The sequence below is a fragment of the Mesorhizobium robiniae genome (genome assembly GCF_040545535.1).
Lineage (GTDB): Bacteria > Pseudomonadota > Alphaproteobacteria > Rhizobiales > Rhizobiaceae > Mesorhizobium > Mesorhizobium robiniae.
Genome location: NZ_JBEPMC010000004.1, coordinates 603,352 through 627,553, shown reverse-complemented (window position 1 = coordinate 627,553; position 24,202 = coordinate 603,352). Strand labels below are relative to the sequence as shown.

General features: G+C 61.3%; 22 protein-coding genes. 7 read left to right on the top strand and 15 right to left on the bottom strand.

Annotated elements, in window-relative coordinates:
- Positions 1–88 precede the first annotated feature (88 nt).
- A complete protein-coding gene (locus tag ABID19_RS14990; RefSeq protein WP_354491577.1) occupies positions 89–1,141 on the bottom strand; it encodes a sensor histidine kinase in 1,053 nt (350 codons plus the stop codon).
- On the bottom strand, positions 1,138–2,577 hold the full coding sequence (locus tag ABID19_RS14985; RefSeq protein ID WP_354491575.1) for an ATPase domain-containing protein: 1,440 nt from the start codon (positions 2,575–2,577) through the stop codon (positions 1,138–1,140). Before ABID19_RS14985 ends, ABID19_RS14990 begins: the two co-directional genes overlap by 4 nt.
- Before the next feature lie 317 nt (positions 2,578–2,894).
- Here ABID19_RS14985 and ABID19_RS14980 point away from each other — a divergent pair, with 317 nt between their 5' ends.
- Positions 2,895–4,817, top strand: coding sequence for a hybrid sensor histidine kinase/response regulator (locus ABID19_RS14980; protein ID WP_354491573.1), 1,923 nt, complete (start codon positions 2,895–2,897; stop codon positions 4,815–4,817).
- 73 nt (positions 4,818–4,890) lie between these two features.
- On the opposite strand, the gene ABID19_RS14975 is transcribed toward ABID19_RS14980, so the two are convergent.
- Together ABID19_RS14975 and ABID19_RS14970 are read right to left on the bottom strand one after the other, a co-directional pair.
- Positions 4,891–5,499: a flavin reductase family protein gene (locus tag ABID19_RS14975; RefSeq protein ID WP_354491571.1), complete on the bottom strand. Its 609-nt coding sequence runs from the start codon at positions 5,497–5,499 to the stop codon at positions 4,891–4,893.
- Positions 5,500–6,084 carry a nitroreductase family protein gene (locus ABID19_RS14970; protein WP_354491569.1) on the bottom strand — a complete coding sequence of 195 codons (585 nt, stop codon included), beginning with the start codon at positions 6,082–6,084 and terminating at the stop codon, positions 5,500–5,502.
- A gap of 156 nt (positions 6,085–6,240) precedes the next feature.
- Between ABID19_RS14970 and ABID19_RS14965 the strand changes: the two genes are divergently transcribed.
- Positions 6,241–7,206, top strand: coding sequence for a hypothetical protein (locus ABID19_RS14965; protein ID WP_354491567.1), 966 nt, complete (start codon positions 6,241–6,243; stop codon positions 7,204–7,206).
- Between the two features lie 54 nt (positions 7,207–7,260).
- Here the strand turns inward: ABID19_RS14965 and ABID19_RS14960 are convergent, their stop codons facing one another.
- From ABID19_RS14960 to ABID19_RS14940, 5 genes are all read right to left on the bottom strand, one after another.
- The gene (locus tag ABID19_RS14960; protein ID WP_354491565.1) at positions 7,261–8,199 is read right to left on the bottom strand and encodes a lysophospholipid acyltransferase family protein; all 939 of its coding nucleotides are present in this window, start codon (positions 8,197–8,199) and stop codon (positions 7,261–7,263) included.
- Positions 8,200–8,321: 122 nt separating this feature from the next.
- Positions 8,322–10,298 (bottom strand): threonine--tRNA ligase, encoded by a 1,977-nt coding sequence (gene thrS, locus ABID19_RS14955; RefSeq protein WP_354491563.1) that lies wholly within the window; start codon positions 10,296–10,298, stop codon positions 8,322–8,324.
- A gap of 149 nt (positions 10,299–10,447) precedes the next feature.
- Positions 10,448–11,275, bottom strand: coding sequence for a class D beta-lactamase (blaOXA, locus tag ABID19_RS14950; protein ID WP_354491561.1), 828 nt, complete (start codon positions 11,273–11,275; stop codon positions 10,448–10,450).
- Between the two features lie 135 nt (positions 11,276–11,410).
- Complete coding sequence (yidD, locus tag ABID19_RS14945) at positions 11,411–11,785, bottom strand: membrane protein insertion efficiency factor YidD (protein WP_354491643.1); 375 nt, start codon at positions 11,783–11,785, stop codon at positions 11,411–11,413.
- Between the two features lie 98 nt (positions 11,786–11,883).
- Positions 11,884–12,063 (bottom strand): hypothetical protein, encoded by a 180-nt coding sequence (locus ABID19_RS14940; RefSeq protein ID WP_354491559.1) that lies wholly within the window; start codon positions 12,061–12,063, stop codon positions 11,884–11,886.
- Positions 12,064–12,154: 91 nt separating this feature from the next.
- Between ABID19_RS14940 and ABID19_RS14935 the strand changes: the two genes are divergently transcribed.
- A complete protein-coding gene (locus ABID19_RS14935; RefSeq protein ID WP_354491557.1) occupies positions 12,155–13,069 on the top strand; it encodes a LysR substrate-binding domain-containing protein in 915 nt (304 codons plus the stop codon).
- Here the strand turns inward: ABID19_RS14935 and ABID19_RS14930 are convergent.
- Positions 13,066–13,512: an iron-sulfur cluster assembly scaffold protein gene (locus tag ABID19_RS14930; protein WP_354491555.1), complete on the bottom strand. Its 447-nt coding sequence runs from the start codon at positions 13,510–13,512 to the stop codon at positions 13,066–13,068. The two genes, ABID19_RS14935 and ABID19_RS14930, sit on opposite strands and share 4 nt — an antisense overlap.
- Positions 13,513–13,752: 240 nt before the next feature.
- Between ABID19_RS14930 and folE the strand changes: the two genes are divergently transcribed.
- From folE to ABID19_RS14915, 3 genes are all read left to right on the top strand, one after another.
- Positions 13,753–14,388: a GTP cyclohydrolase I FolE gene (gene folE, locus ABID19_RS14925; protein WP_352939238.1), complete on the top strand. Its 636-nt coding sequence runs from the start codon at positions 13,753–13,755 to the stop codon at positions 14,386–14,388.
- Between the two features lie 137 nt (positions 14,389–14,525).
- A complete protein-coding gene (gene hisI, locus ABID19_RS14920; RefSeq protein ID WP_354491553.1) occupies positions 14,526–14,996 on the top strand; it encodes a phosphoribosyl-AMP cyclohydrolase in 471 nt (156 codons plus the stop codon).
- 84 nt (positions 14,997–15,080) lie between these two features.
- The gene (locus ABID19_RS14915; protein WP_354491551.1) at positions 15,081–16,019 is read left to right on the top strand and encodes a patatin family protein; all 939 of its coding nucleotides are present in this window, start codon (positions 15,081–15,083) and stop codon (positions 16,017–16,019) included.
- A 25-nt stretch (positions 16,020–16,044) separates the two neighbouring features.
- Here ABID19_RS14915 and recJ read toward each other — a convergent pair whose 3' ends face one another.
- The 5 genes from recJ to ABID19_RS14890 form a co-directional block, all read right to left on the bottom strand.
- Positions 16,045–17,829, bottom strand: a complete 1,785-nt coding sequence (gene recJ, locus ABID19_RS14910) for a single-stranded-DNA-specific exonuclease RecJ (protein ID WP_354491549.1) — start codon at positions 17,827–17,829, stop codon at positions 16,045–16,047.
- A gap of 79 nt (positions 17,830–17,908) precedes the next feature.
- Entirely contained in the window at positions 17,909–18,892 is a 984-nt protein-coding gene (gene glpX, locus ABID19_RS14905; protein WP_354491547.1) for a class II fructose-bisphosphatase, read from the bottom strand.
- A 142-nt stretch (positions 18,893–19,034) separates the two neighbouring features.
- Positions 19,035–20,348 (bottom strand): homoserine dehydrogenase, encoded by a 1,314-nt coding sequence (locus tag ABID19_RS14900; protein WP_352939224.1) that lies wholly within the window; start codon positions 20,346–20,348, stop codon positions 19,035–19,037.
- Positions 20,349–20,395: 47 nt separating this feature from the next.
- Complete coding sequence (locus ABID19_RS14895) at positions 20,396–21,613, bottom strand: LL-diaminopimelate aminotransferase (RefSeq protein WP_354491545.1); 1,218 nt, start codon at positions 21,611–21,613, stop codon at positions 20,396–20,398.
- Between the two features lie 74 nt (positions 21,614–21,687).
- Positions 21,688–22,095 (bottom strand): hypothetical protein, encoded by a 408-nt coding sequence (locus ABID19_RS14890; protein ID WP_354491543.1) that lies wholly within the window; start codon positions 22,093–22,095, stop codon positions 21,688–21,690.
- Between the two features lie 97 nt (positions 22,096–22,192).
- On the opposite strand from ABID19_RS14890, the gene ABID19_RS14885 reads away from it, so the two are divergent.
- Complete coding sequence (locus tag ABID19_RS14885) at positions 22,193–24,028, top strand: PHA/PHB synthase family protein (RefSeq protein WP_354491541.1); 1,836 nt, start codon at positions 22,193–22,195, stop codon at positions 24,026–24,028.
- The last annotated feature ends 174 nt before the right edge of the window (positions 24,029–24,202 follow it).

Sequence of the window (24,202 nt, the reverse complement as noted above, 5' to 3'; positions counted from 1 at the left end):
GAGCTGCTTCCGCATCAATGCCTCCACTCGATTCGGAAGCCTTGAATCACAACTCTGCGCTGGCGGGAATCCTAATTGAGTACAGACCCTAGTCGGTTGGTTCTGGAGAAAGGCGGGAAAGTAGACCGCGGACCGAGAAACGCAGGCCATCCGGCGCGAAGATAAGATCAGGAGGCTCTCCAAACAGACCGGTCAAAGCGGCGCGCATGTACCGTGTTCCGTATCCTACGCGCGAGGGGTCAATGACCAACGGGCCCCCCGATTCGATCCACGTCAGCGTCAACGCTGGTTCCGAGCTCGAGGTAATCTTCCATTCCAGACGAATCCGGCCTTCGGGCTGGGATAGACCACCATACTTGATGGCGTTTGTTGCGAGTTCATGAAGGCAGAGGGCGAGGGTTGTGCCGGCCTCGCGCGAAAGCAGCACCTCAGGTCCCTCGATGATGACGCGGCTTTGCCGGTCCGAACTGTATGGCGCAAGGATGGAATTGGCGACATCCATCAAAGGCACCGTCTCACCTCCTGCAGCAAAGACCGCGGAATGAACATTCGACAAAGCTCTCAATCGTCCTTTGAAATCTTCTGCGAGGCCGTCTGCCGAGGTTGCACCGCGCCGCGTCATCTCGAAGATGGATACGACGGTTGCCAGGATGTTTTTCACCCGATGGTTTAGCTCGTGGCGCAGCTCCGTCTCCCGCTCAAGGTAATCGCGCACATCGCGCTGGCGGGCTCTGGTGAGGAGTGCGGACTGGATGCCGCTTATCAATTCCAGCGCCGCCACGGGACGTTGATAGAATATCTGGCGTGAGCGTGGCCAGGCGGCATTCAAGGCCGCTTGGATGCGCACCTGAGACGCCGCACGGTCGAGCAGGACTATAATGGGAATTTCCGACCAGTTCGGCTGGTGTTGAAGGAAGCTGGCGATTGTAGCGATTGCCGCTGGATCTAGGGCTTCATGCGTAACGACAAGCACGCCCGGCGATTCTGCAAGCAGATTTCCCAAGTCTGCCGTGCTGGCTGCTTTGGCCCGGACGCCGCGTTCCTGCAGCAGGGAGGCCGTGTAAGAGGCGTCCTTGCGGTAGGGCGCCAATATGAGTACCCAATCGAGTGTTCCCACACCGTTATGCTCGGTGTCGCTCACGTCTCAGGCAAAGGATTGTAAGCAACGACCGAAACACCGGAACTCGCGATGAAGAGTTCCCGGACATCGAGGTCGTGCGGGCCGTGGCGCTTCTTGACGACCGTAATATTGCGCCTTAGTCGGCCCTCATGCTCGGCCATGCGAAGAAGAAGCACCGTGTCACCGAGAAAGCTGACATCCACGTCGATCCCGACATTTTGTCCAAGCAATCCATGCTGAGCGACAATGAGCATGGTCAGCACGTCCGCACGCGCGAGATGTTTGAGGAGAGACTGGATATCGAGCACCGCTTTTTCGCGATGTGGGAGCGAATTCAGATAGCCGGTGAAGCTGTCGATCACCACAACGCGCGTATTGTTGCGGCTGACCACTTGCTGCACGATCTGGCCGAACTCGCCCGGCGAGATCTCGTTCGGGCTGAAATCGTAGATGACCAGTTGACCGTCCTTGTGGAACTGCCGCAGATCCATCCCCAAGCCTTCCGACCGGCGAAAGAATGTCTCCAGCCGCTCCTCGAACAGAAAAAGGGCAACGCTCTCGCCGCGCTGAAGAGCCGCGGTGGCATAAAGCGACGACATCGTCGACTTGCCGGTCCCGGACTGGCCAATCACGAGCGTGATCGTTCCTGACTCCTGACCTCCGCCGAACATCTCGTCGAGGGCGTCGACCCCGGATTTGATCAGTTGCGGCTTGGCAACGTCGGTGGCCGAACCGGGCACAATCCTCGGGAACACGACGATGCCTTCGCCCTCGCGAATGGCCATGTCGTGATAACCGTCGGCATAGGGCACACCGCGCATCTTACTTACTTCGATGCGACGGCGTACGGCACCATAATCCTCAAGGGATTTGTCAAGCCGGATCACGCCGTGAGCGATGCCCTCTATCTCCTCGCCGTTGTGATCGCCGCCGCTGGTTTGTGTGTCGAGAAGCATCGCAATAATGCCTCGGTTGGCGAGGAAAGCCTTGAAGCCTATCAGTTCGCGGCGAAACCTCGGCGTGTCGCCGGTGATCAGCCGGATTTCAAGCAGGGAGTCGTAAACCAGCCTATGTGGTTTGTGTTCTTCGATCGCGCGTTCGATCGCCTTGCGCGTCTCATCCAGCCGAAGGTCGGCGGTCTGAAAAATGGTCTGGTCGGCTGCGCCACTCACGGTCTCAGAAGCTGAAAGTTCTTCGACACGAATTCCATCGAGCGTCCAGCCGTGTGAAGACGCAATCGCTTGGAGCTCGGAGGCGGTTTGCGAAAGGCTGACATAGATGCAGCGCTCACCGGCCGCCACCCCCGCGCGCAGAAATTGCAAGGCAGTGGTTGTCTTGCCTGCGCCTGGATCGCCTTGCACGATGTAAAAATTCGAAGCTGGCAGTCCACCGCGGAGAATTTCGTCCAAGCCGGCGATACCGGAACTTACAACGGGCTGTTTCTTTCGCTCTGCCATGTTTGCCTCGTGTCCAACAGGTTGGGACCCGTAAGCCCATCGTCGGGTATCAAATGCGTTCGAAAGATGACAGCGGGCAAACCTGTCGGCCGTTTGTTGAGGCGCCTCAATTCTCTGAACTCGTTTTCTGTAATCGGCGCGCCCGTGCAAGGCAAGTTGTCAGCTCGAATAACCTGAAAATGCGGTGTGGGTCGTGGCGGTCGCCGGCAGGATCCACAACGAGCACCCTGTTGCAGTCGTTTTGCGCACGGCTCTTGAACGTCGCCGGGAACCAATGCTGCGCGATGGAATTTTGTATAGTTAAGCCAAGAAGATGGATGGGGGGAATGATTCAACGGACAACCAATATCGGCGACGAGGATCGTTATCGCACTCTCGTCCAGGCCGTCACCGACTACGCGATCTATATGCTGGATCCCTCCGGGATTGTGAACAGCTGGAACGCAGGCGCCGAGCGGTTTAAAGGCTATTTCTCCGGCGAGATCATTGGTCAGCATTTCTCACTTTTTTATACGGCTGAGGATCGGGAAAGCGGTCTGCCCGCGCAGGCACTGGAAATAGCAGCCCGCGAGGGCAAGTTCGAGAGCGAAGGCTGGCGGGTCCGCCGCGACGGGACTCGTTTCTGGGCTCATGTCGTAATTGATCCGATCCGCGACCCTAGCGGCCAATTGACCGGCTTCGCCAAAGTCACCCGTGATCTTACCGAGCGAAAGAAAGCCGAGGAGGAACTGCGCAAAAGCCAGGAGCAGTTTCAACGTCTGATTCAGGGCGTGACAGACTATGCGATCTATATGCTCGACCCTGAAGGAATAATTACGAGCTGGAACTCGGGCGCAGAGCGCATCAAAGGCTATTCGGCAGATGAAATAATCGGCAAGCACTTTTCGCAGTTCTATACGCCGGAAGATCGCGAGCGAGGCAGCCCGCAGCGTGCGCTGGAGACCGCTGCTCGTGATGGACGCGTTGAACGGGAAGGCTGGCGGGTACGCAAGGACGGCACCAGGTTCTGGTCACACGTGGTCATCGACGCAATTCGGGACGAGGACGGCAAGATCCTGGGATTTGCGAAGATCACGCGCGACATCACCGAACGCAAGAAGGCGCAGGAGTCATTGGACCAGGCGCGTGAGGCTCTTTTCCATTCACAAAAGATGGATGCGATCGGCAAGCTGACAGGCGGCGTCGCTCACGACTTCAACAATCTGCTGATGGCGGTTTTGGGTAGTCTCGCGTTGCTTCGCAAACGGCTGCCCGCCGATCCGCAGTTATTGCGTCTCCTCGACAATGCCGTGCTCGGCGCACAGCGGGGCGCGTCGTTGACGCAGCGCATGCTGGCTTTTGCCCGGCGGCAGCAGCTCGACCCAAAGCCTGTCGAAATTATTGGCCTGATACAGGGAATGAAGGAGTTGTTGGAGCGATCGCTAGGCTCCAGGGCTATTATAGAGACCAAATTCCCGCTTTCGCTCAACCAGGTCATGGTTGATGAAAGCCAAATCGAACTCGCACTGCTTAATCTTTGCGTCAATGCCAGGGACGCCATGCCTGACGGTGGGACGATCTTGATCTCCGCCCGGGAGGAAAGCATCGGCCAAAGTCAGGATGCTGGTTTGGCACCAGGGCAATACGTCTGCCTCTCAATAACTGACACCGGCGAAGGAATGGACGAGGAAACGCTTGCCCGCGCGACGGAACCGTTCTTCACCACAAAAGGCGTTGGCAAGGGAACCGGCCTGGGTCTCTCGATGGTGCATGGGATGATGGAACAGATGGGCGGGCGCCTGCTTCTCCGGAGCCGCAAGGGAGCAGGCACGACCGCGGAAATGTGGCTGCCGGTGGCTGCCACGACCTCAGATCTCGCGCGCGAGCAGGACGTCCTCAGCCAGCAAACCACCGAGGTTGCCCCTCTGCGAATCCTGGCAGTGGATGACGATGCCCTGGTGCTGTTGAATACCGCTGCCATGCTTGAGGACCTTGGGCATACCGTTGCGGAGGCGCATTCGGCAATGGCAGCGCTTCGACTGTTGGAGGAGCAGTCGTTCGACCTCGTCATAACGGACCACGCGATGCCGAAGATGACTGGCCTACAGCTGTTCGATGCAATCAAGGATAAGTGGCCGAATGTTCCCGTAATCATAGCGACAGGTTACGCTGAGCTGCCGGGTGCTAGGGAGATGAAGATTCTCAGCAAGCCGTTCACAGAACACGAATTAGCGAGCGCGATAGCCAGCACTGCCGTTTAGCCACCGGATTACCAACTGCTGGAAGGTGAACGAGCCGGCCTTCAAGAACCAAGTGCTTAATTCTATCCCAGCCCTAATCTCTTCCCCAATGAGGCCGGCGCATCGAAAAGATCTCGCTGACACTGGCATAATCCATATAGCCGAGACGGCCGACAGTGCCTGCCTTGACGATATCGAACAGGCCGTCGTTCAGGAACGCATCGTCGATATGCACGCCGACAACTTCACCGGTAACGACGACAGCGCTGGTCGGCGTCCCATCCAGCGCCTTTGGCCGCAGGATTTCCGTCACCCGGCATTCGAGCGCCGCCGGCGCCGCCGCCACGCGGGGCGGCGCAACGAGGCGCGAAGGCGCCATGATGAGATCGGCATAGTCGAATTCGCTGACGCCGCGCGGCGCATCGACCGCCGTGCGGGCCATTTTTTCAGCGAGATCGCGGCTGACGAGGTTGGCGACGAACTCACCTGTCTCTTCGGCGAAGGTGCCGCTGTCCTTCTCGCCTTCGGACGAGAACCAGACGATGAAGGGTCTGGTCGAAAATGCGTTGAAGAAGGAATAGGGGGCGAGGTTGATCTTGCCGGCCTTGTTCACTGTGGAGATCCAGCCGATCGGCCGCGGCGCCACGATCGCCTTGGACGGGTCGTGCGGTAGTCCATGACCCTTTGCCGGCTCGTAGAACATTCAGCCCACCCAGGGTCCTGCATAGTCGGCGTAGAGTTTTGTCGAATCGGGCCGCGGCCGCTCCGGCGCCGGCCCTTGGTAGGAGCCGATATGGACGAAGCCGACAACGCGCTCATGCGGCGCCAGCCCCAGGATCGCCCTGCCCTCCGGCACATCGGAATACCAGTTACTGATCATGTTGGTCCCATAACCCAGCGCATTGGCTGATATCATCAGGTTCATCGCCGCCATGCCGCCCGACAGGAACATCTCCCATTGCGGGATTTTTGGGTTTTCCTTCGGGCTCGATATTACGCCGATCACCAGCGGCGCGCGCGAAAAACGCGCCAGTTCCTGGTTGCGGCGGCCCTCCGGCAGCGGCCCTTCGCGCTGTTCGGCAAGGGCTGCCAACTTCTTGCCGATCTCGACGCGTGCTTCGCCCCGGTAGAGAATGAAGCGCCAGGGTTCCAGCCGGCCATGGTCCGGCACCCGCGAGGCAGCGGCAATCATCGTCGCGATGTCGGCGTCGCTGGGCGCCGGTTCCTTCAACTCCGGGATCGGCGCGGAATTTCGGATCAGCAGAAAGTCGATGATCGGCGACGCCATGGGCGCAAGTCTCCTTGGATTTGAGCTGAAGCGCACCATCGGAACATCGGGCGGCTTGGGCATTGGCGCGGCGCGCCGGACGGTAGAGCTCGAAACAGACTTGGTCCGGACTCTTAAGCCTTGAAATTGCCACCGCCTTGGGCTTCAAAGCAAGGCATGTTTGAGGGGTTCCTGCGCCTTTTCCCAATCTGGCTTGGCACCGCACTGTTCATGGTGCCGGTTTCGTCCGCCGTCGCGCAGGATGTGGACGGCCTTAGCGACCTAAAGCTTCCCGGAATTTCGAGCTATGCGTCTCCGAGCAACGAGAAATCGCTGGCACTGGGGAGCAGCGGGGCGATCACCCTGTCTGCGCAATTGACGGACAAGGGGTCCGATATCACGCGCGGCATCGTCTGGCGCGTCTTCAAGCCTGAACCGACCGGCGACGGCAAGCTGCCGATGGTCGCTTCCGCCCACGGCGGCAGCGCGGTGTTTCAGCTCGAGCCCGGCAGCTATCTGGTCCATGCCTCCTACGGCCGAGCCGGCGCAACCAAGCGCATTACCGTCGGCAAGGACGCCAAGCGCGAAAGCCTCGTGCTCGATGCCGGCGGCCTGAAGCTCGATGCCGTGCTGTCGGGCGGCGTACGCATACCGCCGAAGAAACTGCGCTTTTCGATCTATGAGGGCCAAGCCGAAGCCAATCACGATCGGGCCCTGATCATACCCGACGTCGAGCCGAACAGCGTCGTGCGGCTGAACGCGGGCGTCTACCACGTCGTCTCGACCTACGGCTCGGTTAATGCCGTCATCCGCTCCGACATCCGCGTCGAGGCCGGCAAGCTGACCGAAGCGGCGGTCGAGCATCATGCGGCGGAGATGACTATGAAGCTGGTGCGCGAGCCGGGCGGAGAGGCGATTGCCGACACGTCCTGGTCGTTGCTCAACGAATCCGGCGATCCCATCAAGGAAACCGTCGGCGCCTTTGCCTCGATGGTGCTGGCCGAGGGCGACTACACCATCATCGCCAAGAACCGCGACCGCATCTACCAGCAGGATTTGACGGTCGTGGCCGGGCAGAACAAAGAAATCGAGGTCCTCGCCACCGAGGCCTCGGCGATCGATCCCCAAGAAGGCGCCGACTAAACCATCCGAAACTGCCGTGCGGGTTTAGCGTCCGGCAGCGTATGATTTGGCTGATCAGGCCGCCTTGCGCATCCGTCGCGGCAGGATTTGGCCACGGCCGCGCGGTTCGGCGGGCGCCAGATCGAAAACGCCACGATGGAGGCGGTCGAGCAAGGCCTTGCGGTCGCGCAGCGGCTCCAGTTCGTCCCATTCCAGCACGTCGCCGACACGCACCTCGATCGATTTTCCGGACAGCCGCGCGAACTCATGGATGAGCAGTGAGATGCGCAGCGTCAGCGAAGCCTTGCCGACGAACTTCGCCACGCGTCCGTCACGCTCGGCCATGTTCATCGGTCCGCTAACCAAGTGGAACAGCCGGCCGTTCTGACCGGAAAAGTGCATCGGAATGACCGATGCCTTGGCATCCTGGACGAGACGGGCCGGGAACATCTTCCACGGCAGATCGCGCGCCCGGCCAAAACCTTTCGGCGCGGTGGCAACGCCGCCCGCCGGGAAGACGACGATGATGACGCCCTCTTTCAGCAGCCGCACCGCCTCATGGCGCACCGCCATATTGTTCTTCAGCGCGTCTTTGGTCTCGGAAAAGTCGATCGGCAGCGAATAGGGCTCCATCTCGCGGATCTTGAGTAGATCCTTGTGGATCATGACGCGGAACGGGCGCTGAAGCTGCTCGGCCAGCGAGAGCACCGCAATACCGTCGCCGATGCCGAATGGATGATTGGCGACGATCACCAGCGGCGTGTCGGGCAGCCTTGCCGGCGGCCATTGGCCGGCGGTCCGCACTTTGACGTCGATCAACTCCAGCATGCGGCTGAACACGCGCTCGCCGGCCGGCACCACATGGCGGCGCCAGAAATCATAGAGTGCCGCGAAACGATCGCGGCCGGACAGGCCTTCGATGGAATGGATGAACCAGCGCGTCAATGCCGGTTGATGCGGACTGGCGTAGGAAAGTTCGGGGAACGGTCTTTCGCGCATCTTCAGCTTAAGCATGAAGGCTCGTTACAAGGCTGGCGTGACAAGCATATGAAAACAGTGGGCATATGAAAACGGTGGGGCATGTGAAAACGGCGGTGAATCGCTCCACCGCCATTCGTCGACGATCTGGCTGAAACTCAGGCCGCTTGCTTGCGCCTGCGGTCGGGCGTCACCGCCTCTTCGGTAAGCATTGCCAACGCTTGGCCAAGGCCAAGCGATTCCTGGTCGCGCGAGCCGAGCCGGCGGATGTTGACCGTCTCTTCCTCCGCCTCGCGCTTGCCGCAGACGAGGATGACCGGAACCTTGGCCAGGCTGTGCTCGCGGACCTTGTAGTTGATCTTCTCGTTGCGAAGATCGGCTTCCGCCAGCAGCCCCGCCGCCTTCAACTGCGCCACGACCTTTTGGGCGTAATCGTCGGCATCGGAGGTGATCGTCGCCACCACCACTTGCAGCGGTGCGAACCACAGCGGGAAATGGCCCGAATAATTCTCGATAAGGATACCGAGGAACCGCTCCATCGAACCGCAGATGGCGCGATGCACCATGACAGGCTGCTTCTTTTCCGAATCGGAGCCGATGTAGAAGGCGCCAAAACGCTCCGGCAGGTTGAAATCGACCTGCGTGGTACCGCATTGCCAGTCGCGGCCGATCGCGTCCTTCAGCACATATTCGAACTTCGGCCCGTAGAACGTGCCCTCGCCCGGATTGACGCCCGTTTTGATCCGGTTGCCCGACCGCGCTGCGATCTTGTCGAGCACGTCCTGCAGCACGCCCTCGGCATGATCCCACATCGCGTCGGTGCCGACCCGTTTTTCGGGGCGGGTCGCCAGCTTGACGGTGATTTCGTCGAAGCCGAAATCGGCATAGGTCGACAGGATCAGGTCGTTGATCTTGATGCATTCGTCGGCGAGCTGTTCCTCGGTGCAGAAGATGTGGGCATCGTCTTGGGTAAAGCCGCGCACGCGCATCAGCCCGTGCAGCGCGCCGGATGGCTCGTAGCGATGCACATTGCCGAATTCCGCAAGCTTTACCGGCAGATCGCGGTAGGACTTCAGCCCGTGCTTGAATATCTGGACGTGGCCGGGGCAGTTCATCGGCTTCAGCGCAAAGACCCGGTCGTCGTCGGTGTCGTCGCCAGCAACCGTCACCTTGAACATATTGTCCCGGTACCAGCCCCAGTGGCCCGACGTCTCCCACAGGCTCTTGTCGAGCACTTGCGGCGCGTTGACCTCCTGATAGCCTTGCTCGTCAAGACGGCGGCGCATGTAGTTGACCAGGTTCTGGAACATCCTCCAGCCCTTGGCATGCCAGAAGACGACGCCCGGCCCCTCTTCCTGAAAATGAAACAGGTCCATCTCGCGGCCGAGTTTCCGGTGATCGCGCTTTTCGGCTTCCTCCAGCATCGTCTGATAGGCTTCAAGCTGTGCCTGGTCTGCCCAGGCCGTCCCATAGATGCGCGTCAGCATCGGGTTGTTCGAATCGCCGCGCCAATAGGCGCCGGCCACCTTCATCAACTTGAAAGCGTTGCCGATCTGCCCGGTCGAGGCCATGTGCGGACCACGGCAGAGATCGAACCAGTCACCCTGCGCATAGATCTTGAGATCCTGATCCTCCGGGATAGCGTCGATCAACTCGAGCTTGTAGCGCTCGCCCTTGTCGGCAAACACTTTTTTCGCCTTTTCGCGCGACCAGACCTCTTTGGTGAACGGCTTGTTGCGCGCGATGATCTCGCGCATCTTCTTCTCGATCACCGGAAAATCGTCGGGCGTGAACGGCTCGTTGCGGGCAAAGTCGTAGTAGAACCCATTCTCGATCACCGGGCCGATGGTCACCTGCGTACCCGGCCACAATTCTTGCACGGCCTCGGCCAGCACGTGCGCTGCGTCATGGCGGATGAGCTCAAGGGCGCGTGGATCATCGCGGGTGATGATCTCGACCTTGCCGGACTTGCCGAGCGGATCGGAAAGATCGCGCACCACGCCATCGATCGAGTAGGCCACGGCCTTCTTGGCCAGCGACTTCGAGATCGATTCCGCCAGGCCGGCGCCGGTCATCGCCGCTTCATAGTCGCGGACGGAGCCATCGGGAAATGTCAGGGAAACGGAATTCAGCATAGAGTTCTCCTATCCAGTCCCGCAAACGAGCGCGGGTGGTGAAATGCATGTCGCCCAAAAGTGCGCAGCGGTTTTAGGACCACCGGATGCGTCCGGCGGCAGTCTTTTATGGGCAGATTCCCGTGCCGTAAAGGCGAATGGGCGATCGCTTACTCTTGTTTGATGAGATTCGGCAGTTCTTTCAGGAATACCGCCCGCGTCTTGAGGCCCTTGGGCGTGTCGGATCGTTTCGTATCGACCACCAGGCGGGCAAAGACGATCTTGCGACCATCTCTTTGCGCCCAGCCGACAAACCAGCCAAGCGAGCGTTTGACCTTGTCGGCGTCGTTGCCAAGCCTGGTGGTCCCGGTCTTTCCCTGCACGGTCCAGCCACCGGCCTGGAAGGTCGGCAAGATCGCTTCGGTCATGGCGTAAGCCTTGTCCGAAACCGGCAGTTTGCGGTCGAGCAGCCGGCGCAGGAAATCGACCTGTTCCAGGGGCGATATTTTGAGGGAAGAGTTCACCCAGGACCGAGTGAGGCTATCATTCTTACCGGCAGTGCCGGAAACATCCGAGTTGCCATAGTCGAGCTTCGACACGTAGCCGGCGAAGCCCTCGCTGCCGAGCCGGCGGGTGATTTCTCGCGAAAACCACAGGACCGAATCCCTTTCCCAGATCGTCGGGTCGACGGTTTTCTGGTCCCGCTTCACCGCCTTGAACTCAGGCTTGTAGTCCCAACTCGGCCTGTGCTCGTCGCTCAGGATTCCCGCGTCGTAGCCGATCAGGGCCAATGGGACCTTGAACGTCGAAGCGGGACTGAAGCGCTGGTCGCAAACCCCTTGCTGATACAGCGTCTCGCCGCTTGCAGCATCCAGGATCAGCGTGCATTCGACGTCCCTCAGCGGCGCAGATTGAGCGCGGATCGGAAAACCAAAAAACCAGGCCAGAAGGTAGAGAACCACGGCGAAGACGAATGGACGGCGGTCTATCTCACGCATTTGGCAAACTCTCCTGAGGGCTGTCAGGAGCGGCTTAGCGAGGTGTCTTGTCTCGATTTTGTCTTAAATGCGCAAGATGCGGTTAAGCTTAGCAAATCGTAAAGATCTGCCCGATTGCTTGCGCCCCTAACCGCATCAGCTTTCCGGGGCACTGCGCTTTTTTCCGATCCGCCAGTACCGCCAAGGCGTGAACCATAGGTAGCGGTCTTCCAGCACCTCCGGCACACGGTCGATGCCATGCGTGCCGAAGGGCCCACAGCGCAGCACGCGGAAAAGCCCCATCCAGCCGCCGGCCCACAGGCCGTGGCGGGCGATCGCTTCGTGCGCGTATTCGGAACAGGTCGGCAGATGCCGGCAGGAATTGCCGACAAAGCCGGACAGCGTCAGCTGGTAAAAGCGCACGAGCGACGTGCCGAGGATTCGGCCCGGCGTCTTGCGCCACGGACCGGACCAGTTGCGCCCGCGCGGCGCCGCCAACGCGGCATGCGCATGTCGGTGCTCGTCGCTCATAGCAATCCCGGTGTTTTCTTCCTGCTGTCGATAGATGTGGACGTTGACCGGGGAAAGCAATGTTTTCTTCGATTTTCCAGACGCTTCCGATTGGCATTTCAACGGCCGCGCGGGGTCGCGCGGCCGATCGGGTGAATCGTCTGAGGCGAACCCGGTTCGGATCGCCGATTTCCATCGAATTCGGTGCGCGCCGGTCTTGGCAATTGATGTCTTGGCGATTGATATTGAAACGTCACGATCCGCACCACGTCGCCGAAAATATCCAGTAAATCGTTCACGGCTGATCTCCTTCGACGCCGATTAGACCGCTGCTGGCCTTCGTCCTCAAACGAGTATAATTTCCTAGTTGGATAACTTGAGATTATGCGAATGAAGCGCGGACGCCTCCCTCTGACGGCCCTCAGAAGCTTCGAGGCGGCTGGCCGCCACCTGAGCTTCAGCCGCGCGGCCGAAGAGCTCTATGTTTCGCAGGCGGCGATCAGCCGCCAGATACGCGAGCTCGAAACTTTCCTGCGCCAACCCCTGTTCTTACGCCACCATCGTAGCGTCGAACTGACCGATGCGGGCCGGCAGCTGCTTGGCCAGCTCGTCAGGAGCTTCGACGATATCGACCGACTGCTTTCGGAGTTGGCCGCCTCCCCGGCGCAGTCCGTGGTTCGTGTCAGCGTCGAGCCGTCGCTTGCATCCGTATGGCTGGTGCCGCGGCTCAACCGATTCCGCGAGTTGCGACCCGATATCGACGTTTCCCTGGAGGTCGACCCGAGATTAATAGAGTTCCGCAGCGATCAGCCCGAACTTGCCTTACGCTTCAGCGCGCACGCCACCTCATGGCCACGCAGTGAGGCCGAACAGCTTGCTTCGGTCGTCGATTCACCAGTTCTGTCGCCGGCGCTTCTTGCATCCGGCCCCGCTTTGGAAAAGCCGATCGACCTTGGTCGCTATACATTGCTGCACGAAGAAAGCCGTCAGGGCTGGGCGCGCTGGTTCGAAGCGGCCGGCGTGACCGCTGAAGCGGTGCCTGCGCGTGGCCCGATGCTGGCGGATGCTTCGCTTTCGAAGCAGGCAGCCTTGCTCGGACATGGTGTCGCGCTGGGCGATCTCTTGCAGATCGGCGAAGAACTTGCGTCCGGCGCGCTGATCAAGCCTTTCGACATCGACGTCGCATCCGGTGCCTATTGGCTGGTGGCCAGAAGTCTGAACGACCTTTCCGAGCCGGCCAGGGCTTTTGCCGACTGGATCCGGGCGGAATTCGCCGAAAACCAGCGTTTTCTTGCAGAGGTTTAAGCCGCCTGTTCGGCGCGCTTCTTTTCGATCTGGCCGATCGCGTCGACCACCGCATCGAAAGTCAGCATGGTCGAGGCATGGCGCGCCTTATAGTCGCGCACCGGTTCGAGATATCTGAGATCGGCAAAGCGACCTTCCGGCGGCGCGCCGTTTTCCTTCAGCATTTTCAGCATCGTCTCGCGAACGCTGCGCAATTCATCCGCGCTGGCGCCGATGACGTGCTGCGCCATGATCGAGGACGACGCCTGGCCAAGCGCGCAGGCTTTAACGTCATGGGCGAAATCGGTGACGACGCCGTCATCCATCTTCAGATCGACGGTCACCGTCGAGCCGCACAGCTTGGAATGCGCGCGCGCGGTTGCATCGGGACGGTCGAGCCGGCCGATCCGCGCGATATTCCCGGCAAATCCCAGAATTTTCGCATTGTAGACGTCGTCGATCATATTTTTCCAATCCGTCGCCGCCGAGCGAACAGCGATTGCCGCTGACGGTCTTCCTTTCGCTCGGTACGATCATATATAATGCTGGTAGTCGGGTATGGACAAGGTAACCAAACGGCCTCGTCCTTGCTCAATCAGTTCACGCCGCTTACGGGCTGGAAACAGGGCACGTTTCTAACACCCGAAAGGTCGTGGTCCGTTCAACTCGTTCCTCCTGAGAGGGGAACTACGGGAGACGCCTTTATGGATGCCGTCATCAAGAAATTCATGCCCCCGTCCGCCTATCTGGAAAAGCCGGTCACCGATCGGCCGACCGAAGCCGAAGCCGAGGCGGCGGTTCGCACGCTGTTGCGTTGGGCCGGCGACAATCCGGACCGGGAGGGCCTGGTCGATACGCCAAAGCGTGTGGTGAAGGCCTATCGCGAAATGTTCGGCGGCTACGACAAGTGCCCGGCCGAGGAACTCGGCCGCACATTCGAGGAAGTCGCCGGCTATGACGACCTTGTTCTTGTCAAGGACATAACATTCCATTCGCATTGCGAGCACCACATGGTGCCGATCATCGGCAAGGCGCATGTCGGCTATTTGCCGGACGGCAAGGTTGTCGGCCTGTCCAAGATCGCGCGCGTCGTCGATATCTTTGCCCAGCGCCTGCAGACCCAGGAGGCCATGACCGCCCAGATCGCAGGCGTCATCCAGGATGTGCTCGCTCCGCGCGGCGTCGCCGTCATGCTCGAAGCCGAGCATATGTGCATGGCCATGCGCGGCATCCGCAAAGAGGGCTCCACCACGCTGACCTCGACCTTCACCGGCGTCTTCAAGGACACGCCGGAGGAACAGGTCCGTTTCGTCACCATGGTGCGCGGCGGCAGGGGCTAAACGATCCTCGCCGGTCGCTAGCTATGATCCCGAGAAGTGGGAACCGGTTCTCGGATAAGATCATGGCCAAACAAGAAGCAGAGCCTCGTCCATTCCGATTCAGTCTGAATGGACGAGGCTCTGAATAAGGACCGGCGATGTCGGCAGTGGAATTTCCGAAAGCTCCATCAGACAAGAAGGCATTGGAAGAAGGCACGGTCTTTTCGCCGCGCTTCGATTCCAATGGGCTCGTCACCGCCGTCGTCACGGATGCCGAGGACGGCATGCTGCTGATGGTCGCGCACATGAACGCCGAAGCACTGGCGCTGACGCTTGAAACCGGCATCGCCCACTACTGGTCGCGCTCGCGCAGCGCTCTGTGGAAGAAGGGCGAAACGTCCGGGAACGTCCAGAAAGTCGTCGAGACGCTCACGGATTGTGACCAGGACGCCATATGGTTGCGCGTCAAAGTGATGGGCCACGACGCAACTTGCCACACCGGCCGACGTTCCTGCTTCTATCGGACGGTGGGACTGATCGACGGCAAGGGGACGCTTGCCAGCGACGGGAGCAAGCCGCTGTTCGATGCGAAAGAAATGTATCGAAAGCCCCATGAACCATCCAAATGAACCATTCGCCGAACTGCAACCACGTATATTCATGATTTCGATACGGCCAGCCTGTATGTTGGCCGACGGACAAGGGAGATTGTGATGCTCGAATGGGCGTCATCGCGCAACAGGCTGGACGTTCGAGAGGCCAATGGCCTGTCATCGTCCGCCGGCGCATCCGAAACGAAGCCCGCCAAGAAAACGGGCATTTCGCTGGCATTGGGCGGCGGCTGCGCGCGCGGCTGGGCCCATATCGGCGTGCTGCGGGCGCTCGATGAAGCCGGTATCGAAGTATCGATGATCGCCGGCACCTCGATCGGCGCGCTGGTCGGCGGCTGCTACCTTGCCGGCAAGCTGGATGAGCTGGAAGAATTCGCCAGAAGCCTGACCAAGCGGCGCATTTTCGGTCTTCTCGATCTCAATCTGCGTGGCAGCGGCCTGTTCGGCGGCATGAAGCTCGATGCGCGGCTGCGCGAGCATATGGCCGGCATCCGTTTCGAGGATTTGCCCAAGCCTTTCGTCTGCATTGCTACGGAAATCCGCACTGGCCATGAAATATGGCTGTCGAGCGGCTCACTGACCACGGCCATGCGCGCCTCCTACGCGCTGCCCGGGGTGTTCGAGCCGGTCACTTGCAACGGACGCGTGCTGGTCGACGGCGCCCTGGTCAATCCGGTTCCGGTCTCGGTCTGCCGCGCCTACGAGCAGCCGCTCGTGGTCGCAGTGAACCTTCATTACGATCTGTTCGGCCGCGCTGCCGTCATCAAGCACAGCGCCGGCGAACTGGTCGTCGACGCAGGGCACCAGTACCAAACACGGCTCGGCATTACCGGCGTCATGATCGAGGCCTTCAACATCATCCAGGATCGCATTTCGCGGGCGCGGCTTGCCGGCGACCCACCTGACATGTCGCTGCAGCCGAAGCTTAGCCATATCGGCCTGACCGAATTCCACCGCGCCGACGAGGCGATCAGCATCGGCTATCAGGTGACAATGGCCCAGATCGGCGAGCTTGCCCGGTTGCAGGCGGTTTTGGCCTAAACTGCGACCCCGACTGAAGCGATTGTCAAGCCAACGCGGCATCGACGATGCGGAACTGCACCGTGCGGTTGCCGTTCCAGTGATTGCCTGACAGTGAACCGGCGACATGCACCGGCTTGCCCCTGTTCTTGAACAGGAATTCACCGAGCGCCGTATCGACGGCGCGGAACGCGATCGCCTGGATGCGGCCGCCGCTTTCCGACTGCAACTCGGCGCGGATGTGATTGGTGCCGACCGGCCTTGCATCGGCAAGCCGATGGCGCGGCAGCGCGAAGACCGGCGCGACATGCCCGGCACCGAATGGGCCGGCTTTCTCCAGCGCATCGAGCAGGCCGAGCGTCGCGCCTTCGGCGGCCAGCGCACCGTCGATCGCCAGGCTTTCTTCGCCTTGCAGCCGAAACACGTCGGCCGCCGCTCGTTCTTCGAAGAAGGCTCTCAGCGCGCCAAGGTTCGCCCGCTCCACGGTAATGCCGGCCGCCATGCCATGGCCGCCGCCTTTGACGATCAGCCCGGCATCGGCAGCCTCGCGCACCAACCGGCCAAGGTCGAAGCCCGACACTGAACGGCCTGAACCCGTGCCGATGCCATTGGCGTTGAAGGCGATGGCAAAGGCTGGCCGGCGCGCGTGGTCTTTGAGCCGCGAGGCCAGCAGACCGACGATGCCCGGATGCCAATTGGAGCTGGCGGTAACGACGATGGCGGGTCCATTGCCGCCGGCAAGCTCGGCATCGGCCTCGACCCGTGCAGCGGCCAGCATTTCCAGCTCCATCTGCTGCCGCTCCTGATTGAGCCGGTCCAGCGTCTCGGCAATGGTGCGGGCCTCGACAGGATCGTCGGTGGCGAGCAGCCGGCTGCCAAGCGCTGCGTCGCCGATGCGCCCGCCGGCATTGATGCGCGGGCCGATCAGATAGGCCAGATGGAAGCTGCTGACCGGCTCGCCGATGCGCGAGACCCGCGCCAGCGCCGCCAGCCCTTCGTTCCTCTGCTGGCGTGCCATCTGCAACCCTTTGACCACGAAGGCGCGATTGACGCCGATCAGCGGCACCACGTCGCAGACGGTCGCCAGCGCCACGAGGTCGAGCAAGCCAAGCAGGTCCGGCGGGGTTGCATCCGGCAAGCGGCCGCGCAGCACCTTCGCCGTCTGCACCAGAGCCAGGAAGACGACGCCGGCGGCACAAAGATGGCCCTGCCCCGAAAGGTCGTCCTCGCGATTCGGATTGACGACCGCTGCCGCCGCCGGCAACGGACCGCCGAGCTGGTGATGGTCGAGCACAACGACATCGGCGCCGGCAGCCTTCGCCGCGTCGATGGAAACGGCGCTGTTGGTGCCGCAGTCGACGGTAACGATCAGCGTCGCGCCGCGCGAGACGAGTTCGCGCATGGCTTCCGGATTGGGGCCGTACCCCTCGAAAATACGGTCCGGTATGTAGATCTCCGATGGCACGGAGAAATGCGTGAGAAACCGCTTGAGCAACGCCGACGAGGCCGCGCCATCGACATCGTAATCGCCGAAGATCGCCACCTTTTCCCTGGCAACGATCGCCTCGGCGATGCGGGCAGCGGCTTTGTCCATGTCGGTCAGCGACGCCGGGTTTGGCAGAAGGTCGCGGATGGTCGGATCAAGGAACCGCTCGGTCTGCTCGGCGGTCACGCCGCGCCCGGCAAGGACGCGCGCGACAATATCCGGCACGCCATAGCCTTGCGCTATGGCAAGCGCAGTCATGTCCTGCCGCTCGGTCAGCCGGTGTTCCCAGGAAACACCTGATGCCGATTGCCTGACATCGAGGAAGATACGGTTTTCGCCCGTCATATGACGCGCCGGCTGCAAAATTGTCATTTCTCACAATATGCGACGGCTCTCACAATATGCGACGGCTAAATCTGGCGAATCAGAACTTTTCCAGATCCTGATGGCGCGCCTTGATCTCGCGCACGGTGCGTGACGACGAGCGCAGCACGATCGTGTGCGTGGTGATGGAATTGCGGCCGAACTTGACGCCGGCCAGCATGTTGCCGTCGGTCACGCCGGTTGCCGCAAACAGCACGTCGCCGCGCGCCATGTCCTGCGTGCGATAGACACGCTTGGGATCGGAGATACCCATCTTCGCCGCCCGTGCCACCTTTTCCGGCGTGTCGAGGATCAGCCTTCCCTGCATCTGGCCGCCGGTGCAGCGCAACGCTGCCGCCGCCAGAACGCCCTCCGGGGCGCCGCCGGTGCCGAGATAGATGTCGATACCGGTCTCGTCTGGGTCGGTGGTGTGGATGACGCCGGCGACATCACCATCGCCGATCAGCCGGATCGCAGCGCCCGTGGCACGCACGGCCTCGATCAGCCTGCCATGGCGCGGCCGGTCGAGGATGCAGGCGGTGATCGCCGACACCGCCACGCCTTTGGCCTTGGCCAGGCTGGCGATGTTTTCGGCCGGCGAGGCGTCGATATCTATGACGCCGTCCGCATAGCCCGGGCCGACGGCGATCTTGTCCATATAGACGTCGGGCGCAAACAGCAGGCTGCCCTTCTCCGCAATCGCGATGACGGCCAGCGCATTGGGCAGGTTCTTGGCGCAGATCGTCGTACCTTCGAGCGGATCGAGCGCGATATCGACCGCCGGGCCTTTACCCAAGCCGACCTCTTCGCCGATATACAGCATCGGCGCCTCGTCGCGCTCGCCCTCGCCGATCACCACTGTGCCGTTGATGGCAAGGCGATTGAGCTCCTCTCGCATCGCGTCGACTGCGGCCTGGTCGGCGGCCTTTTCGTCGCCGCGTCCGCGCAGCCGGGCGGCCGCAACCGCGGCGCGCTCGGTAACGCGCACCAGCTCCATGGTGAGTATCCGGTCGAGGCCGGCGACGATGTTCTGGGCAACGTTCATCGGTGGAAGATCCTCGTTGGTACATTGCCTCCCGCCAGAGGCGCGCTGGTTGTGTCAAAGCTCCATGACAACAGCAAGACCTGAGCGGCTCTTTTTTGAAAGCGCAACGATATCAATCGATTGAAGGAGAAAGAGAAAATCCCTATCCCGCCCGCTCGATGCGGATCACCTGCGGCTTGTCGGTCAGATGGTCGTCCCTGGTGATGCCGTCGACGGCCTTGCGCACCGCGGCTTCTGTCGTCTCGTGGGTGACGAGGATCACCGTCTTCTGCAGTGCGGTATCCGGCCCGGCTGCATGCTGTACGATCGATTCCAGCGAAATGTCGTTATCGGCCATGCGCTTGGCTATTGCCGCAAAGACGCCGATGCGATCGTGCACGGTCAGCCGGATGAAGTAGCCGCCGGCGTGGCTGCGCATCTGCGCCTTCTTGTAAGGTCGCAACTCCTTCGCCGGCAGGCCGAAAACCGGACCGTGCTGGAAACCGGGCCGGCTCTTGGCGATATCGGCAATATCGCCGACCACCGCCGACGCGGTGGCGTTGCCGCCGGCACCGGGACCCGAGAGCAACAGCTCGCCAAGGATGTCGGTTTCTATGGCCACCGCATTGGTGACGCCATGCACCTGCGCGATGACCGAGGCCGTCGGCACCATGGTTGGATGCACGCGCTGTTCGATGCCGCTCTCCGTGCGTTGGGCGACGCCAAGCAGTTTTATCCGGTAGCCGAGATCGCCGGCCGCGCGGATGTCGGCCTGGCTGATGTTGGAAATGCCTTCCATGTAGATGTCGTTGGCGGCGATCCTCGTGCCGAAGGCAAGGCTGGTCAGGATCGACAGCTTGTGCGCGGTGTCGTGGCCCTCGATGTCGAAGGTCGGATCGGCCTCGGCATAGCCCAGCCGCTGCGCATCCTTCAGGCAGGCGTCGAACGAGATGCCCTCGGCTTCCATCCGGGTCAGAATATAGTTGCAGGTGCCGTTGAGGATGCCGAAGACACGGGTAACCGAATTGCCGGCCATCGCCTCGCGCATCGTCTTGATGACCGGAATGCCGCCCGCTACCGCCGCCTCGTAATTGAGCAACACGCCCTTCTTCTCGGCGGCCTCGGCCAGCGCCACGCCATGCTTGGCAAGCAGCGCCTTGTTGGCGGTGACGACGTGGCGGCCGGCTTCGAGCGCCGCTTTCACCGATGATCGTGACGGCCCCTCGTCGCCGCCGATCAGCTCGACGAAGACATCGATGTCGGCGGTCTGCGCCATTCCTACCGGATCGTCGAACCACCTGGCGGCGCCGAGATCGACACCGCGGTCGCGATTGCGGTCGCGGGCCGAAACCGCCGAAACGACGATCTCGCGGCCGCATTGCCGCGTCAGTTCCGCCGCCTTGTCGCGCAGCACGCGCGCCACCGACGCGCCGACGGTGCCGAGACCGGCAATTCCAACACGCAACGCTTCAGCCATGTCCGGCGACGCCCCTCAAGGATTTGGTCGATGTGATATCAGGCAACTCAACGATGCGCGGCGAGCGGCACCACATTGTTGGGCTGCTTGGCGCTGGAAGCCAGGAAGCGCTTGATGTTGCGCGCCGCCTGCCGGATCCGGTGCTCGTTCTCGACCAGCGCGATGCGCACATGATCGTCGCCATGCTCACCGAAGCCGACGCCCGGCGCCACCGCCACGTCGGCGTGCTCGATCAGAAGCTTGGAGAATTCGAGCGAACCGAGATGCTTGAACGGCTCCGGGATCGGCGCCCAGGCGAACATCGACGCCGCGGGTGCGGGAACCGTCCAGCCGGCGCGGCTGAAAGCGTCGACCATCACGTCGCGGCGCTTGTGATAGATGTCGCGCACTTCGGCGATATCGGCGCCGTCGCCGTTGAGGGCGTGCGCGGCAGCCACCTGGATCGGCGTGAAGGCACCATAGTCGAGATAGGACTTGACCCTGGTCAGCGCCGAGATCAGCCGCTCGTTGCCGACGGCAAAACCCATGCGCCAGCCGGGCATGGAAAAGGTTTTCGACATCGACGTGAACTCGACCGCCACGTCGATCGCGCCCGGCACCTGCAGCACCGAGGGCGGCGGATTGCCGTCGAAATAGATCTCCGAATAGGCAAGGTCCGACAGGATGATGATGTCGTTCTTCTTGGCGAAGGCCACCACGTCCCTGTAGAAATCGAGCGAGGCGACCTGCGCCGTCGGGTTCGACGGGTAATTGAGGATCAACGCCAGCGGCTTCGGGATCGAATGGCGGATGCCGCGCTCCAGCGCCGGAATGAAGCCGTCGTCCGGCTCCACCTGCAACGACCGGATGACGCCACCAGACATGATGAAGCCGAAAGCGTGGATCGGATAGGTCGGATTGGGGCACAGGATCACGTCGCCGGGCGCGGTGATCGCCTGCGCCATATTGGCAAAACCTTCCTTCGAGCCCAGCGTCGCCACCACTTGCGTATCCGGATCGAGTTTCACGCCGAAACGGCGGGCATAGTAATTGGCCTGAGCACGGCGCAGGCCCGGAATGCCGCGCGACGACGAATAGCGATGCGTGCGCGGATCGCGCACGACCTCGCACAATTTGTCGACGATGGCCTTGGGAGTCGGCAGGTCCGGATTGCCCATGCCAAGGTCGATGATGTCGGCGCCGCGCGAACGGGCACTGGCCTTCAGCCGGTTGACCTGCTCGAAGACATAGGGCGGAAGCCGGCGGACCTTGTGAAATTCTTCCATATCAATTCCAGAGGTGGGTCAATTCCAGAGGTGGATCAATTCCAGACGGTGGTTTTCGGTCGCGCGATATAACCCTATTTGCAGGTAGGGTCGAGGGCGGGATCGCATTTGGCTTCGATCTGTTTCAGCGCATCGGCGCCATGTTGCTTTGCCAGCGCGTTCAGCGTCGCCGGGTTCGTCACCTTGACCGCACCGCCCTTCGAGCCCTGCGCTTGCTCGTCACCCTTCAACTGAGCGAGCTTGGCAGTCTTTTCGGCGTCGGTGAATTGCTGCGCCGCCACCTGCGGCGGAATGTTCAGGTTCGGATAGGTGCCGGTGTCCTTCGGCCCGTCGGTAGCCGCGACAGGCGTGGCGCGCTCGATGTTGGTGCTCGAACAGCCGGCGACCGCCAGCAGGACGATTGCCGCACCCATGCGGCAAAAACGACCAGCGCCGGAAAAATCAGTGCAAGAAAAAACGTTATCGCCAATATTAATCGTCATATTGTTTCCCTAGCATCCGGCATAGAGCGCGTTGGACCCTGTCGGATGTCCCATGATAATATGTCAAGAAAACGCTTCGGGAGGAACCCCGCGCACCATGTCCAAAACACCCGATTCGGGCAAAGCGGAAGATGACCAGCCTTCGACCGTCGAGCAATATCTGGTGAAGGACCCGGAACGCTTCGCCTTGAACATGGCGCGCATGATCGAGCAGGCCGGCAAGGCGGCTTCAGCATGGGCCGAGCCGCGGGAAAAAGGCGAGGTGCGCGACCATGTCGCCGAGCCGGTCGTCGACATGGTGAAAACCTTCTCCAAGCTCAGCGAATACTGGCTTTCCGACCCGCAGCGCGCGCTGGAGGCGCAGACGCGGCTGTTCTCCGGCTATATGACCGTCTGGGCCAACTCCATCCAGCGCCTCAGCGCCGGCGGCGAGGATGCCGAAGACGCGGTCAAGCCCGAGCGTGGCGACAAGCGTTTCCAGGACCCCGAATGGGGCCGCAACGCTTTCTTCGATTTCCTCAAGCAGGCCTATCTCGTCACCTCGCGCTGGGCGTCCGAGCTGGTCGAGCACGCCGATGGCCTGGACGAGCACACCCGCCACAAGGCCAGCTTCTACGTCAAGCAGGTGTCCAACGCCATCTCGCCGTCGAATTTCATCCTGACCAACCCGGAACTGTTTCGCGAGACCATAGCCTCGAATGGCGAAAACCTGGTGCGCGGCATGAAGATGCTGGCCGAGGACATCGCCGCCGGCAAGGGTGACCTGAAATTGAGGCAGGCCGATTATTCGCCCTTCGAGATCGGCAAGAATCTCGCCACGACGCCTGGCAAGGTGGTGGGCCGCAGCGATGTCGCCGAGATCCTGCAATACGATCCGGCGACCGAGACCGTGCTCAAGCGGCCGCTGCTGATCTGCCCGCCATGGATCAACAAATTCTACATTCTCGATCTCAATCCGCAAAAATCCTTCATCCGCTGGGCTGTCGAGCAGGGCCACACCGTCTTCGTCATCTCCTGGATCAATCCGGACGAGCGGCACGGCGCCAAGAGCTGGGAGGCTTATATCCGGGAAGGTCTGCAATACGGCCTGGACACGATCGAAAAGGCGACCGGCGAAAGAGACGTCAACGCCGTCGGCTATTGCGTCGGCGGCACCCTTATGGCGGCGGCACTGGCGCTGATGGCGCAGGAAGGCGACGACCGCATCAAATCGGCCACCTTCTTCACCACGCAGGTCGATTTCACCCATGCCGGCGACCTGAAGGTGTTCGTCGACGAGGAGCAGGTTGCGGCCGTCGAAAAGGCGATGAACGAGAAAGGCTATCTCGACGGCACCAAGATGGCGACCGCCTTCAACATGCTGCGCTCGGGCGACCTGATCTGGCCATACGTCGTCAACAACTACATGCGCGGCAAGGATCCCCTGCCCTTCGACCTGCTCTACTGGAACGCCGATTCGACCCGCATGGGCGCAGCCAACCATTCCTTTTACCTGCGCAATTGCTATCTCGAGAACAGACTTTCGCAAGGCAGGATGGAGCTGGCGGGCCGCGTTGTATCGCTGAAGGACATCACCATCCCGGTCTTCAACCTCGCCTCGAAGGAAGATCACATCGCGCCGGCGCTTTCGGTGTTCCTCGGCTCGCAATATTTCGGCGGCGAGGTCGACTACGTCATGGCCGGCTCCGGCCACATCGCCGGCGTCGTCAATCCGCCGGCGGCGCAGAAGTATCATTACTGGACCGGCGGCAAGCCGGTAGGCGACTTCGACCAGTGGCTCGCCACGGCCACCCTCCGTCCCGGCTCCTGGTGGCCGCACTGGCAACGCTGGATCGAAGCCAAGGACAACACCCGCGTGCCGGCCCGCAAACCCGGCAAGCACATGAAAACCCTGGGCGATGCGCCGGGCACCTATGTCAAGGTGCGTGTGTAACCTTCTGTAATGTGTGGTGAGTTGACGCGCCGGTAAAAGAGGGCGAAATGGTGTCGTCAACCCTCAAGCTCTCCTGATTCCTCTCTAGCCGTCGAATTACTTTGGGGCTTGCGGATTTGACACAGGTCTCGTTTCCGTTCGGGGACAAGGATTTATTTCGGCGAAACGTTTCGA

Bases quoted from the DNA above. Each gene is read 5' to 3' on its own strand.
- ABID19_RS14985 (WP_354491575.1), bottom strand. From the start codon at position 2,577: ATGGCAGAGCGAAAGAAACAGCCCGTTGTAAGTTCCGGTATCGCCGGC.
- ABID19_RS14980 (WP_354491573.1), top strand. From the start codon at position 2,895: ATGGGGGGAATGATTCAACGGACAACCAATATCGGCGACGAGGATCGT.
- ABID19_RS14975 (WP_354491571.1), bottom strand. From the start codon at position 5,499: ATGTTCTACGAGCCGGCAAAGGGTCATGGACTACCGCACGACCCGTCC.
- ABID19_RS14970 (WP_354491569.1), bottom strand. From the start codon at position 6,084: ATGGCGTCGCCGATCATCGACTTTCTGCTGATCCGAAATTCCGCGCCG.
- ABID19_RS14965 (WP_354491567.1), top strand. From the start codon at position 6,241: ATGTTTGAGGGGTTCCTGCGCCTTTTCCCAATCTGGCTTGGCACCGCA.
- ABID19_RS14960 (WP_354491565.1), bottom strand. From the start codon at position 8,199: ATGCTTAAGCTGAAGATGCGCGAAAGACCGTTCCCCGAACTTTCCTAC.
- thrS (WP_354491563.1), bottom strand. From the start codon at position 10,298: ATGCTGAATTCCGTTTCCCTGACATTTCCCGATGGCTCCGTCCGCGAC.
- blaOXA (WP_354491561.1), bottom strand. From the start codon at position 11,275: ATGCGTGAGATAGACCGCCGTCCATTCGTCTTCGCCGTGGTTCTCTAC.
- yidD (WP_354491643.1), bottom strand. From the start codon at position 11,785: ATGAGCGACGAGCACCGACATGCGCATGCCGCGTTGGCGGCGCCGCGC.
- ABID19_RS14935 (WP_354491557.1), top strand. From the start codon at position 12,155: ATGAAGCGCGGACGCCTCCCTCTGACGGCCCTCAGAAGCTTCGAGGCG.
- ABID19_RS14930 (WP_354491555.1), bottom strand. From the start codon at position 13,512: ATGATCGACGACGTCTACAATGCGAAAATTCTGGGATTTGCCGGGAAT.
- folE (WP_352939238.1), top strand. From the start codon at position 13,753: ATGGATGCCGTCATCAAGAAATTCATGCCCCCGTCCGCCTATCTGGAA.
- hisI (WP_354491553.1), top strand. From the start codon at position 14,526: ATGTCGGCAGTGGAATTTCCGAAAGCTCCATCAGACAAGAAGGCATTG.
- ABID19_RS14915 (WP_354491551.1), top strand. From the start codon at position 15,081: ATGCTCGAATGGGCGTCATCGCGCAACAGGCTGGACGTTCGAGAGGCC.
- recJ (WP_354491549.1), bottom strand. From the start codon at position 17,829: ATGACGGGCGAAAACCGTATCTTCCTCGATGTCAGGCAATCGGCATCA.
- glpX (WP_354491547.1), bottom strand. From the start codon at position 18,892: ATGAACGTTGCCCAGAACATCGTCGCCGGCCTCGACCGGATACTCACC.
- ABID19_RS14900 (WP_352939224.1), bottom strand. From the start codon at position 20,348: ATGGCTGAAGCGTTGCGTGTTGGAATTGCCGGTCTCGGCACCGTCGGC.
- ABID19_RS14895 (WP_354491545.1), bottom strand. From the start codon at position 21,613: ATGGAAGAATTTCACAAGGTCCGCCGGCTTCCGCCCTATGTCTTCGAG.
- ABID19_RS14890 (WP_354491543.1), bottom strand. From the start codon at position 22,095: ATGACGATTAATATTGGCGATAACGTTTTTTCTTGCACTGATTTTTCC.
- ABID19_RS14885 (WP_354491541.1), top strand. From the start codon at position 22,193: ATGTCCAAAACACCCGATTCGGGCAAAGCGGAAGATGACCAGCCTTCG.